Origin of the sequence: Lysobacter sp. 22409 (genome assembly GCF_052045105.1) — a bacterium.
In the GTDB taxonomy this organism is placed as follows: domain Bacteria; phylum Pseudomonadota; class Gammaproteobacteria; order Xanthomonadales; family Xanthomonadaceae; genus Lysobacter; species Lysobacter antibioticus_B.
This window is the reverse complement of sequence record NZ_JBQEOE010000074.1, coordinates 1-11,866: the sequence shown is the minus strand read 5'-3', so window position 1 is coordinate 11,866 and position 11,866 is coordinate 1. Positions and strand designations below refer to the sequence as shown.

The following is an 11,866-nucleotide window of genomic DNA, read 5'->3' as shown; positions in this document are numbered from 1 at the left end:
ATAAGACGTCCCTGTCTTATCGCGGCATTCCATTTAACAGCCGGGCGCACGTCCTGTGCGCCGCCCTCCGGGTCTCCACTTAACCGGTACAGCGGCAAAGCAGATCAAAATCTCGGCAACGGCAACGGCAACGGCAACGGCAACGGCAACGGCAACGGCCTCCTGTCGCGACTTGCGTTGCTCTTGCAAGTCCTCGCGGCCGCGCATAGGGCGACCGAGCCGTGCCCGCCCTTTGCGAGTTCGGAAACCAGCCTGAAACTCGGTCAGATGTTTCAGGTTTCGAGCCGTATTTCTACATCCGCGCCTAAGGCTTCAAGAATGTGGCGCAGGCTCTCGATTCGATCGGGGCGATGTTGTCGATGACGATCAATCCACGGTTCTTGATCTGCCTTTCGAGCGCGCGTCGCTCTGCTGGCGCCAGGCTGATGCAATTGCGCAGTCGCCGACGGAGTTCGACGCGCGTGTTCCGTCCAGCCGCTTCAGGTAATGCCGTCATCGCGCAAACCGGTTATCGCTATTGTTGCCACGCGCGATTGACTATCTCGTAGGGCGGCCTGCAGCTCGGGTATACGGTCCATCCGTGGCATGCTTGGCGGACGGTACTCCCTTGACCCCACATGGGCTTATGTCGGTGCGGCCCGGCCGGCAAGCCGACGTAAGCCTGTGTCCGCCGCAAGAGACTTACACCGGTGCCACTGGCGTGCCGGTGGATCTAATGCACGGCTCGGTCATCGTCCGGCCGCCGCCGAAACACACCGTCGCATGGTTTTCCAACGAACGTGAGTGAACGATGCTGAAGGAATACGACCTCGTCCGTCTGATTCTCCCCATACCTTCCGAGCGTTGGTCCGAAGGCAGCGAACATCAGCGTCCGCCGGCGGTTGGCGACATCGGGGCTATCGTACTGGTCCACGCGGTACAGCCGGGTCAGAGGCAAGCCTATGTAGTGGAATGCATCGCCGATGATGGCCGCAGCGGATGGCTGGCGGATGTATTGGAGTCGGAGTTGGCATTGCACGAGCCTTCGGGTAACGGCTGATTCTCCGTGCTCAGGGTAGGAGCGGCGCGAGCCGCGATCGCGCCGCTTCGGTCTTGCGCCGAATCCGGCTTTCCGTAGCGACCGCATCAATCGCGCCCGCTCCTATGCTTATATGGCGTGTCGACGACAGTGCACCCTGCAAGAGGACATTCCGATGACATCGTCGCAGTCCAACAACCGCCGTACCGTCGCCGCGTACGAAAAATGCGCGCGCGACTATGCGGCCTCGGTATCGCCGCAACCGTCGGTCGCCGGGGCCGAGGCGCTGCGGCGGCTCGCCGATGCGCTGCCGTCCGGCGATGGCGTGCTCGAGATCGGGTCGGGCCCCGGTTGGGATGCGGATTTCCTCGAGACCCTCGCCGTGCCGGTCCATCGCACCGACGTGACCCGGGCCTTCTGCGAATTACAGGCCCAACGCGGTCGGCGGGCGGCGGTGTTCGATCTGCTCGTCGACGAGATCGAAGGCCGCTATGCGGGCATCCTGATGTTGTGCGTGCTGCAGCATTTCGAACGTGGCGACGTGGACGGCGTGTTGCGCAAGCTGGCCCAGGCCCTGGCCCCGGAGGGAGTCTTGCTGCTGTCGTACCCGCTCGGCGAGGGCGAGTTCTGGGAGCACGGGGACTCGGGCGATTACCGAGTGGTGCTGTGGTCGGATGCGGGGCTGGACGAACGTCTGCGAGCTGCGGGTTTCGAGGTCGACTGGGCGTCGCGCTTCGACGGCAGGGAAGCCCCCTGGCGCAACGTGCTCGCCCGGAGGACGCGATGAACCGGCGCGCCTGGTGGCTGTTCCTCGCCTTGGGCGTGATCTGGGGCGTGCCCTATCTGCTGATCCGGGTCGCCGTCGCCGACATCTCGCCGGTGTCGGTCGCGTTCGGGCGCACGCTGATCGGCGCGATGCTGTTGCTGCCGATCGCGGCGGCACGTGGCGCGCTGCGGCCGCTGTTGTCTCACTGGCGGCCGTTGCTCGCATTCACCGTGGTCGAGATCAGCATCCCGTGGTGGTTGCTGGGCTATGCCGAGACCCGCATCAACAGTTCCACCGCTGGTTTGTTGATCGCTACGGTGCCGGTGATGACCGCCGGCCTGATGGCCCTGAGCGGACACGAGAAGCTGGACGGCCGCCGACTGTTGGGCCTTTGCGTCGGCTTGGCCGGCGTGGGTGCCTTGGTCGGCCTGGACATCGACGTGTCCAACGGTTGGGCGATGGCCGCCGCCTTGGCGACCGCGCTCGGTTATGCGCTCGGCCCGATCATCATCAGCCGCTACTTGTCCGATGTGCCGCCGTTAGGCGTCATCGCCGCTTCGCTGGCGCTGGCGGCGACGGCCTACGTGCCCTTCGTGCTCAGCGCATGGCCGTCGCAGATCACGGTGGAGGCGGCCGGGGCCGTGGCGATACTGGGCGTGGTCTGCACCGCGCTGGCGTTCCTGCTGTTCTTCGCACTGATCGCCGAAGCGGGGCCGGCGCGGGCCACCGTCATCACCTACGTCAATCCGCTGGTGGCCTTGCTGTTGGGCGTGACCTTGCTGCACGAGCCGCTCACTTACGGCATGTGCGCAGGCTTCGTGCTGGTGCTGCTGGGCTCGTTCCTGGCGACGACGCGCAGCCCGCTCGCCGAGCCATCGCGCGCCGATCCGATCGAGCAACGCGATTGAAGAGCGGCGTTGTCGAATGCATGGCCGACAGACCGCGGCGCTGCGGCCCGCGTTCGGTGCCAGCGACGCCGGCGCGCAGGGATTACGCCAACCCGCCGATCCAACTGCCCGTCACTCGCAAGCCGTCGTCCAACACGACCAAATCGGCGCGATATCCCGGGGCGATGCGTCCCAGCTCGTGGCCCAGGCCGAGGAATTCGGCAGGATAAGTCGAGGCCATGCGGCAGGCTTCGACGAGCGGCAGGCCCAGGCGCTGCACGGTGTTGCGCACCGCGCTGGCCATGTCCAGCGCCGAGCCGGCGAGGGTGCCGGCGGCGGTGGTGCACTTGCCGTCGCGGCAGGTCATGGTTTCGCCGTAGAGGACGAAATCTTCCTGCGCGCCGCCGACCGGCGGCATCGCGTCGGTCACCAGCATGATCTTGCCGCGCGGCTTGGCGGCGATGGCGATGCGCAGCGAGGCGTCGTGGACGTGTTCGCCGTCGACGATCACGCCGCACCAACTGTGCGGGTCTTCGATGCAGGCGCCGACGCCGCCGGGTTCGCGGCTGCCGAGCGGGGTCATCGCGTTGAACAGATGGGTCACGCCGCGCACGCCGTGGGCGAAAGCATCGCGCAGGCGTTCGTAGTCGGCGGCGGTGTGGCCGGCGCAGACCAGCACGCCGCGAGCGGCCAACGCCTGCAAGGTGGCGTTGGCGAAGCGCTCGGGCGCGAGCGTGAGCATGGTCTTGCCGACGCCGAGCGAGGCGATCCGGTCGAGTTCGGCCTCGTCCGGGGTGTGGAATTTGTCCGGGTTGTGCACGCCCTTGCGCGCCGCGGCGAGGTAGGGGCCTTCCAGATGGATGCCGAGGATGCCTGGCACGCCCTGCTGGATCGCCTCGCGCACGGCGTCGATCGCCGCGACCATCACCTCGACGTCGTCGCTGATCAGGGTCGGCAGCAGGCCGGTGGTGCCGTACTGGCGATGGGCCTCGGCGATGCGGCGGATGCCGTCGATCGTGGGCGTGTCGTTGAGCAGGACGTCGCCGCCGCCGTTGACTTGGGTGTCGATGAAGCCCGGCACCAGGTACTGGCCGTGCAGGTCCACCGTTTGCGCCCCGCTCGGCGCCGGGCCGGGCACCACCGCGACGATGTGGCCTTCCTCGACGATGACGCTGAGGTCGGACTCGAAACCGCGCTCGCTGAGCACGCGGCCGTTGACGAACGCGGTGGCGGACATGTTGGGCCTCAGACCGTTTCGGTGACTTTGTTGAGATGCGGCGGCAGGTCCGGGTTGTGCCCGCGCGCCACCGACAAGGCGTTGACCGCCTTGTAGAAGCTCGCCACGGTCAGCAGCGGGGTCAAGGCCGGATGCACCGAGCGCGCAGTCGGCAATACGTCGCCGCCCGGCACGCCCGGCGCGGCCAGCCACACCGGCGCGCCGCGCGAGCGGAACTCGCGGGCGACTGCAACGGTGCCGTCGCCGGTGCCGTCGTCCTGGGCGAAGGCGAGCACCGGGAAGCCGGGGCCGACGATCGCCATCGGGCCGTGCCGCACTTCCGCGCTGCTGAAGGCCTCGGCGTGCAGGCCGCAGGTTTCCTTGAACTTGAGCGCAGCTTCCTGGGCCGCGCCGAGGCCGAGGCCGCGGCCTACCACGAACAGGTTGTGCGCATCGACCAGGCCGTCGACCAGCGGCGACCAATCCTGGCGCCAGGCCTCGCCCAGCGCATCGGGCAGGGCGTGCACGGCGTTGAACAGGGCGGCGTCGTTGCTCCAGCGCGCGGTCAGCTGCAGCAGCGCGGCCAGCGAGCACAGATAACTCTTGGTCGCCGCGACGCTGGTTTCCGGGCCGGCGTGCAGGCCGAGCACGGTGTCGGCGATCTGCGCCAGCGGCGAGTCGGTAACGTTTACCAGGGCGACGACATGGGCGCCGGCGGCCTTGGCGATCTCGGCGTTGCGCACCAGGTCCGGGCTCTTGCCCGATTGCGACACGGTCACGAACAGGGCGCCGTCGAGCTTGGGCTGGATCGCATACACCGAACCGACCGAGGGCGAGGCCGAGGCGGTGACCAGGCCGAGCTGGGTCTCGAACAAGTATTTGCCGTAGGTAGCGGCGTGATCGGAGCTGCCGCGCGCGCAGGTGACGATGAAGCGCGGCGGGTGTTTGTGCAGGCGTTCGGCTAGGTCGTCGACGATGTCGGCGTTGGCGGCGAATTGGCGGGCGACGGCATCGCCGGCTTCCTGCGCCTCGGCGTACATGCGCGTACTGGTGGCGTCGAGCAGGGTGTCTGTGGTCACGGCGTGGGTTCGCTCTGCAGTTCGGCGACGAAGTCGTAAGCGTCGCCGCGATAGAAGGATCGGGTGAACTCGACGACGCGGCCGTCGTCGAGGAAGGTGCGGCGCTCGATGAACAAGCCGGGGGCGCCTTCGGGCAGATTCATCAAGCGTGCCTGTTCGGCGTCGAACGCGATCGCGCGCAGGCGCTGCAGGGCGCGGGCCGGTTGGATGCCGAGCTTCGCGAAGGCTTCGTAGAGCGAGTTCTCGACGAAGTCGGGATGGGCGATCACCGAGGCCGGCACCACCGTGCGTTCGAGCGCGAGCGCCACGCCGTCAGCGGTGCGCAGACGGTAATAGCGGATCACCGCAGCGCCCGGCGACAGGTTCAGCGCCATCGCTTCTTCCGGGGTGACCTCGCCGAGGCCGCGTTCGAGAAAGGTCGAGCGCGGGTCGAGCCCGCGCGCGCGCAGGTCGTCGGTGAAGCTGGTCAGGCGCGAGAACGATTTGACGATGCGCTCGGCGACGAAGGTGCCGGCACCCTGGCGCTGCACCAGCAGCCCATCGGCCACCAACCCGGCGATGGCCTTGCGCACGGTCACCCGCGACAGGTCGAGCAGCTTGCCGAGCTCGCGTTCGCCGGGCAGGGCCTGGCCGGCGGTTAGTTCGCCGTTCTCGATCGCGTGCTGCAAGGACCGGCGCAGGTGCTGATAAGCCGGCGCGCGTCGGGCGTCGCTCTGGCGGCGGAATTCGCTGACCAAGTAGGGCTGCATGGCAAAAAGATACCAGTCGCAGACCACTGGCAGCAACAAGTGTCTGATTCGCCTGCGTAAATGATTGAAAAATGGATAATTTGTCGAAGTGGTATCTTACTGGTATCTTTACTGGTATGGTTCCTAACGAGACCTGTCCGAGCCCGCCCATGAGTGTCTACTCCGTGCCGACCCCCTCCCACGCCCCGCATCTGGCGCCGCTGGCCCCGTTCGATCTGGTGATTTTCGGCGGCACCGGCGACCTGGCCCTGCGCAAGCTTCTGCCCGCCTTGTTCCACCGCTATGTCGACGGCCAGATCGTCGCCGGCACCCGCATCGTGGCGATCGCCCGCGACGAGCGCAGCGACGAGGACTACCGCGGCAAGATCCGCGAAGCGCTGCAGAATTTCGCCGGCGAGCAGGCGCGCGACGGCGACGCCCTCGACGGCTTCCTGGCGCTGCTGTACTACCGCCGCCTCGACCTCAGCTCCGACGCCGCCTGGCCCGAGTTCGCCGCCGAGTTCCCCGACGAAGAACGCGTCCGCGTGTTCTACCTCGCGGTCGGCCCGGATCTGTTCGGCGTGGTCGGCGACCGGCTGCACTCGCACGGCCTGGTCGGGCCCAAGACCCGCGTCGTGGTCGAGAAGCCGCTCGGCAAGGACGGCGCCAGCGCCGACGCGATCAACGACGCACTCGGCCGCGTGTTCGCCGAAACCCAGATTTTCCGCATCGACCATTACCTCGGTAAGGAAACGGTGCAGAACCTGACCGCGTTGCGCTTCGGCAACGCCTTGTTCGAGCCGCTGTGGAAGGCCGAACACATCGACCACGTGCAGATCACCGTCGCCGAAACCGTCGGCGTGGAATCGCGCGCGCCGTACTACGACAAGTCCGGCGCGCTGCGCGACATGGTCCAGAACCATCTGCTGCAGCTGCTGTGCCTGGTCGCGATGGAGCCGCCGTCGTCGCTGGCCGCCGACGCGATCCGCGACGAGAAACTGAAAGTGCTGCGCGCCTTGCGCCCGATCGAGAACGGCAACGCCGCGCAATCCACCGTGCGCGGCCAGTACAAGGCCGGCGCGGTCGACGGCCGCGCGGTGCCGGGCTATGCGCAGGAGCTCGGCGCGCAGTCGCTCACCGAAACCTTCGTGGCGATCAAGGCCGAAGTGAAGAATTGGCGCTGGGCCGGCGTGCCGTTTTACCTGCGCACCGGCAAGCGCCTGGCCGAGCGTTCGTCCGAGATCGTGGTGACCTTCCGCCAGGTGCCGCACTCGATCTTCGAAGACCTCACCGAACAAGACCCCTCCAGCCGGCTGGCGCCGAACAAGCTGGTGCTGCGCCTGCAGCCCGACGAAGGCGTGAAGCTGTGGCTGATGAACAAGGTGCCCGGCCCCGGCGGCCTGCGCCTGCGCCACGTGCCGCTGGACATGAGTTTCGCCGCGGCGTTCGGCGGGCGTCAGGCCGATGCCTACGAGCGTCTGCTGATGGACGTGGTGCGCGGCAACCCGATGCTGTTCATGCGTCGCGACGAAGTCGACGCGGCCTGGAAGTGGATCGACCCGATCCGCGCCGCCTGGGCCGCCAGCGCCGACGCGCCGCGCCCGTATACCGCCGGCAGCTGGGGCCCGAGCGCCGCAGTGGCCTTGATCGAACGCGATGGGAGGACCTGGCATGAAGATGCAGGCTGAGCGACTGAAAGTGATCGAACCCTTGCCCCTGCCGTTGCACGAGCGTCTGTTCGACGACGGCGAGCAGCTCGCGCAAGCCTTGGCGAAACAGGTCGCGGCGGATCTGCGCGGCGCGCTCGCGCGCCACGGCGAAGCCTGCATCGCGTTGTCCGGCGGCAATACGCCGAAGCGCTTCTTCCAGGCCTTGTCGACCCAGACCCTGGACTGGGCGCGGGTGACCGTGCTGCCGATCGACGAGCGCTGGCTGCCGCCGGAGCACCCGCGTTCGAACGAACGCCTGCTGCGCGAATTCCTGTTGCAGCACAACGCTGCCGTCGCGCGCCTGTTGCCGCTGTACCGCCCGACCGAAACCCCGGAAGCGGCGCTGATGCCGGTGCTGACCAAGATCGCCAACGAAGGTCTGCCGCTCGACGTCGCCGTGCTCGGCATGGGCGACGACGGCCACGTGGCCTCGTTGTTCCCCGACCTGGGTTACGACAATCCGGCCTTGCGCGAAATCGGCCTGCAGCCGCGCGGCCGCGCACCGGTGATGTCGATCCGCACCGCGGCGATGCCGGAACCGCGCATGACGTTGACTCTCAGCGCGATCTTCACCTCGCCGGCCTTGTACCTGCACATCGAAGGCGAGAAAAAACGCGCAGTGCTCGACGGCGCCCAGCGCGATCCGCGCAGCACGTTGCCGATTCGTTCGGTGCTCAGCGGCGCGCCGGTCGTGCCGACCTTGTACTGGAGCCCCTGATCCAGTTGCGCGCCGTTTGCTTCCGGCATTTGATTTCCCGATTCCCGATTCCCGATTCCCGATTCCCGATTCCCGATTTACGTCCCACGTTCCGTCTCTCTCGCTCCACCCTTGGAGTCCGCAGCACTCTTGGACTCCGCAGACAGCCAGGCCCAGGCTCCCTCCCCTCCCAAGCTCAGGCCTTTGCTGTCGCCCCCTTCTCGAAAGGGGGCTGCGTCCGCTTGGCGGGCGCGGGGGGATTTGCTTTTGCCTCGGCTTCTCCGGAAGGTGTAGGTAGAGCCAATCCCCCTAACCCCCCTTTTTCGAAGGGGGGCACTGGCCGGCGCCATCGCAGGCGCCCCGAACGAATCGAGTACCCGTGAATACCCCAATGCATCCCGTTGTCGCGCAAGTCACGCACCGCATCCAGGAACGCAGCCGCGCGCGCCGCAATGCCTATCTCGCCCGCATCGATGCGGCCTTGAGCAGCGGCCCGCAACGCCGACGTCTGTCCTGCGGCAATCTCGCCCACGGTTTCGCCGCCTGCGCGCCCGGCGACAAGAGCGCGCTGCGCTCGGGCCATGCGCCCAACCTGGGCATCGTCACCTCGTTCAACGACATGCTGTCGGCCCATCAGCCGTTGGAGCGGTTTCCCGATCTGCTCAAGGCTGCCGCGCGCGAGGCCGGTGCGACCGCGCAGGTCGCCGGCGGTGTGCCGGCGATGTGCGACGGCGTCACCCAGGGCCGCGAAGGCATGGAGCTGTCGCTGTTCTCGCGCGACGTCATCGCCATGTCGACCGCGATCGCGCTCTCGCACGACATGTTCGACGCCGCCCTGTACCTGGGCGTGTGCGACAAGATCGTGCCCGGGCTGCTGATCGGCGCGTTGCACTTCGGTCACCTGCCGGGCATCTTCGTGCCGGCCGGGCCGATGACCTCGGGCCTGCCGAACGACGAAAAATCGCGAGTGCGCCAGCGTTACGCCACCGGCGACGCCTCGCGCGAGGAATTGCTCGAAGCCGAGGCGCGCAGCTACCACGGCCCGGGCACCTGCACCTTCTACGGCACCGCCAATTCCAACCAGATGCTGATGGAACTCATGGGCCTGCACCTGCCGGGTTCGAGCTTCGTCCATCCCAACACGCCGTTGCGCGATGCGCTGACCGCGCAGGCCGCGCAGCGCGCCGCGCAGATCACCGCGCTCGGCGACGACTACCGGCCGATCGGCCGCATCGTCGACGAACGCGCGATCGTCAACGGCGTGATCGGCCTGCACGCCACTGGCGGCTCGACCAATCACCTGCTGCACTTGATCGCGATGGCGGCGGCGGCCGGCATCGAACTGCGGCTGGAAGATTTCGACGCATTGTCTTCGGCGATCCCGCTGCTGGCGCGGGTCTATCCGAACGGCAGCGCCGACGTGAATCACTTCCACGCGGCCGGCGGCCTGGCCTATCTGATCGGCGAACTGCTCGACCACGGTCTGCTGCACGGCGATGTCGAAACCGTCGCCGGCCCGGGCCTGGCGCGTTACCGCATCGAGGCGCGTCTCGACGAGGCCGGCCACGTCATGCACGTGCCGTCGGCGCCGACCAGCGCCGACACCGCGGTGTTGCGTCCCGTCAGCGAACCGTTCCGAGTCGACGGCGGCTTGCGCGTGCTCGACGGCAATCTCGGCACCGCCGCGATCAAGGTCTCGGCGGTGCCGGAAGACCGCTGGACGGTCGAAGCGCCGTGCCGCGTGTTCACCGAGCAGCATCAGGTCAAGCAGGCCTTCGAGCAGGGCGAACTCGACCGCGACGTGATCGTGGTCGTACGTTTCCAGGGCCCGCGCGCCAACGGCATGCCGGAATTGCACCAGCTCACCCCGACCTTGAGCGTGCTGCAAAAGCGCGGCCATCGCGTCGCTCTGGTCACCGACGGCCGCATGTCGGGCGCCTCCGGCCAAGTGCCGGCGGCGATCCACGTCACCCCCGAAGCCGCTTGCGGCGGCCCGCTGGCGAAGCTGCGCGACGGCGACGTGCTGCGTGTCGATGCGATCGCCGGAACCCTCAGTGTGCTGGCGCCGGTGGACTGGAGCGAGCGCGAGAACGCGATCGTCGACCTGTCCTCGCACCACGTCGGCCTTGGCCGCGAGCTGTTCGCCGCGTTCCGCGACTACGCCGCACCCGCCGACCGGGGCGCCGGCGTGTTCGGCGCGCTGCCGCTGTGATCGTCCACCCGAATCCCTGATTCCCAACCTTCGGACCCTCATGCCCGCTCCCGCACGCACCACCTTCTTGTTCGACCTCGACGGCACCCTGGTCGACAGCGTTTACCAGCACGTGCTCGCCTGGAAACAGGCGCTCGACGCCGACGGCATTCCGCTGTCGGTGTGGCGCATCCATCGCAAGATCGGCATGAGCGGTGGTTTGTTCACCAACATCCTGCTGCGCGAGACCGGCATCGACATCACCCCCGAACGCATCGAGCGTCTGCACCGTCTGCATGCCGAGGCCTATGGCCGGCAAGCGACCCAGATCCGTCCGCTGCCGGGTGCGGTCGAGTTGCTCGCCTATCTGACCGAGAACCGGATTCCCTGGGCGATCGCCACCAGCGGCCGCATGGAGACCGCGCGCCATAATCTGGTCGCACTCGGTGTCGATCCCGACATCACCCCGGTGATCACCCGCGACATGGTCAAGCACGCCAAGCCCGATCCCGATCTGTTCCTGGCCGCCGCCGACAAACTCGGCGCCGACATCGAACATTCGATCGTGGTCGGCGACAGCATCTGGGATCTGCTCGCCGCGCGTCGCGCGCGTTCGCTCGGCGTGGGCCTGCTCTCGGGCGGCTACGGTCAGGAAGAACTCGAGCGCGCCGGCGCCTTCCGTGTTTACGAAGACCCGGCCGACCTGCTCAGGCATATCGACGAAGTGGCTGCGCGCGCTTGAGCGCGACGCGCCGAACGACAGGAGTGAGGCAATGAGTTCGATGCAGGATCTGCAAGCGCGCGTCGCCGCCGTGTTGGCGCTTGCGCCGGTGGTGCCGGTGTTGGTGATCGACGACCTGAAGGACGCCGTGCCGTTGGCGCGCGCGCTGGTCGCCGGTGGTTTGCCGGCGATCGAAGTGACCCTGCGCACCGCGGTGGCGCTCGACGCGGTACGCGCGATCGCCGCCGAAGTCGAAGGCGCCGCGGTCGGTGTCGGCAGCGTGCGCAAGCCGTCCGACTTCAGCGATGCGCTCAAGGCCGGCGCGACCTTTGCGGTGTCGCCGGGCAGCGCGCCGGGCCTGATCGCCGCCGCGCGCGACATCGACCTGCCGTGGCTGCCGGGCGTGGCGACCGCGTCGGAAGCGATGGCCTTGTTCGAGCACGGCTACACCCAGCTCAAGTTCTTCCCGGCCGAATCGATCGGCGGCGCCACGGCGTTGAAAGCCATCGGCGGCCCGCTGCCGGAACTGCGGTTCTGCGCGACCGGCGGCATCGGCGTGCACAATGCGCACGAGTACCTGGCGTTGAAGAACGTGCCCTGCGTAGGCGGTTCGTGGGTGGCGCCCGCGGCGGCGGTGAAGGCCGGCGATTGGGGCAAGGTGGAGGCGCTGGCGCGCGAGGCTGTGGCATTACGCGGCTGATCGCCCGGCGATAGTGTTTTGTTGCCGTTGCCGTTGCCGTTGCCGTTGCTACAGAGCTTGGCGTAGTGCCGAACTCGCGAGAACACCTGGAGACCCGGAGGGCGCCGCACAGGACGTGCGGCGTTTTCCGATAAGACAGGGACGTCTTATCGGA

The 11,866-nt window shown here is 67.7% G+C and carries 11 protein-coding genes; 8 read left to right on the top strand and 3 right to left on the bottom strand.

Annotated features, from left to right (window positions below):
- Positions 1 to 790 precede the first annotated feature (790 nt).
- From ACTJJK_RS22370 to ACTJJK_RS22360, 3 genes are all read left to right on the top strand, one after another.
- Positions 791 to 1,039 (top strand): hypothetical protein, encoded by a 249-nt coding sequence (locus ACTJJK_RS22370; protein ID WP_031374120.1) that lies wholly within the window; start codon positions 791 to 793, stop codon positions 1,037 to 1,039.
- A 154-nt stretch (positions 1,040 to 1,193) separates the two neighbouring features.
- A complete protein-coding gene (locus ACTJJK_RS22365; protein WP_031374119.1) occupies positions 1,194 to 1,805 on the top strand; it encodes a class I SAM-dependent methyltransferase in 612 nt (203 codons plus the stop codon).
- Positions 1,802 to 2,692, top strand: a complete 891-nt coding sequence (locus ACTJJK_RS22360; protein WP_051885424.1) for a DMT family transporter — start codon at positions 1,802 to 1,804, stop codon at positions 2,690 to 2,692. The genes ACTJJK_RS22365 and ACTJJK_RS22360 overlap by 4 nt, the downstream gene beginning before the upstream one ends.
- Before the next feature lie 82 nt (positions 2,693 to 2,774).
- Here the strand turns inward: ACTJJK_RS22360 and nagA are convergent, their stop codons facing one another.
- Genes nagA through ACTJJK_RS22345 form a run of 3 tightly spaced genes read right to left on the bottom strand, consistent with a single transcriptional unit; the run spans position 2,775 to position 5,715 of the window.
- The gene (nagA, locus tag ACTJJK_RS22355; RefSeq protein ID WP_031374117.1) at positions 2,775 to 3,908 is read right to left on the bottom strand and encodes an N-acetylglucosamine-6-phosphate deacetylase; all 1,134 of its coding nucleotides are present in this window, start codon (positions 3,906 to 3,908) and stop codon (positions 2,775 to 2,777) included.
- Positions 3,909 to 3,916: 8 nt separating this feature from the next.
- Positions 3,917 to 4,927, bottom strand: a complete 1,011-nt coding sequence (locus ACTJJK_RS22350; protein ID WP_031374116.1) for an SIS domain-containing protein — start codon at positions 4,925 to 4,927, stop codon at positions 3,917 to 3,919.
- A gap of 35 nt (positions 4,928 to 4,962) precedes the next feature.
- A complete protein-coding gene (locus tag ACTJJK_RS22345) occupies positions 4,963 to 5,715 on the bottom strand; it encodes a GntR family transcriptional regulator (RefSeq protein WP_031374115.1) in 753 nt (250 codons plus the stop codon).
- A 149-nt stretch (positions 5,716 to 5,864) separates the two neighbouring features.
- Between ACTJJK_RS22345 and zwf the strand changes: the two genes are divergently transcribed.
- The 5 genes from zwf (at position 5,865) to eda (ending at position 11,712) form a co-directional block, all read left to right on the top strand.
- Positions 5,865 to 7,382, top strand: a complete 1,518-nt coding sequence (zwf, locus tag ACTJJK_RS22340) for a glucose-6-phosphate dehydrogenase (RefSeq protein WP_223618836.1) — start codon at positions 5,865 to 5,867, stop codon at positions 7,380 to 7,382.
- The gene (gene pgl, locus ACTJJK_RS22335; RefSeq protein ID WP_440731282.1) at positions 7,366 to 8,121 is read left to right on the top strand and encodes a 6-phosphogluconolactonase; all 756 of its coding nucleotides are present in this window, start codon (positions 7,366 to 7,368) and stop codon (positions 8,119 to 8,121) included. The genes zwf and pgl overlap by 17 nt, the downstream gene beginning before the upstream one ends.
- Positions 8,122 to 8,491: 370 nt before the next feature.
- Positions 8,492 to 10,312, top strand: coding sequence for a phosphogluconate dehydratase (gene edd, locus ACTJJK_RS22330; protein ID WP_223618834.1), 1,821 nt, complete (start codon positions 8,492 to 8,494; stop codon positions 10,310 to 10,312).
- Positions 10,313 to 10,352: 40 nt separating this feature from the next.
- Positions 10,353 to 11,033 (top strand): HAD family hydrolase, encoded by a 681-nt coding sequence (locus ACTJJK_RS22325; protein WP_031374111.1) that lies wholly within the window; start codon positions 10,353 to 10,355, stop codon positions 11,031 to 11,033.
- 31 nt (positions 11,034 to 11,064) lie between these two features.
- Complete coding sequence (gene eda, locus ACTJJK_RS22320) at positions 11,065 to 11,712, top strand: bifunctional 4-hydroxy-2-oxoglutarate aldolase/2-dehydro-3-deoxy-phosphogluconate aldolase (protein ID WP_305067570.1); 648 nt, start codon at positions 11,065 to 11,067, stop codon at positions 11,710 to 11,712.
- Positions 11,713 to 11,866 lie beyond the last annotated feature (154 nt).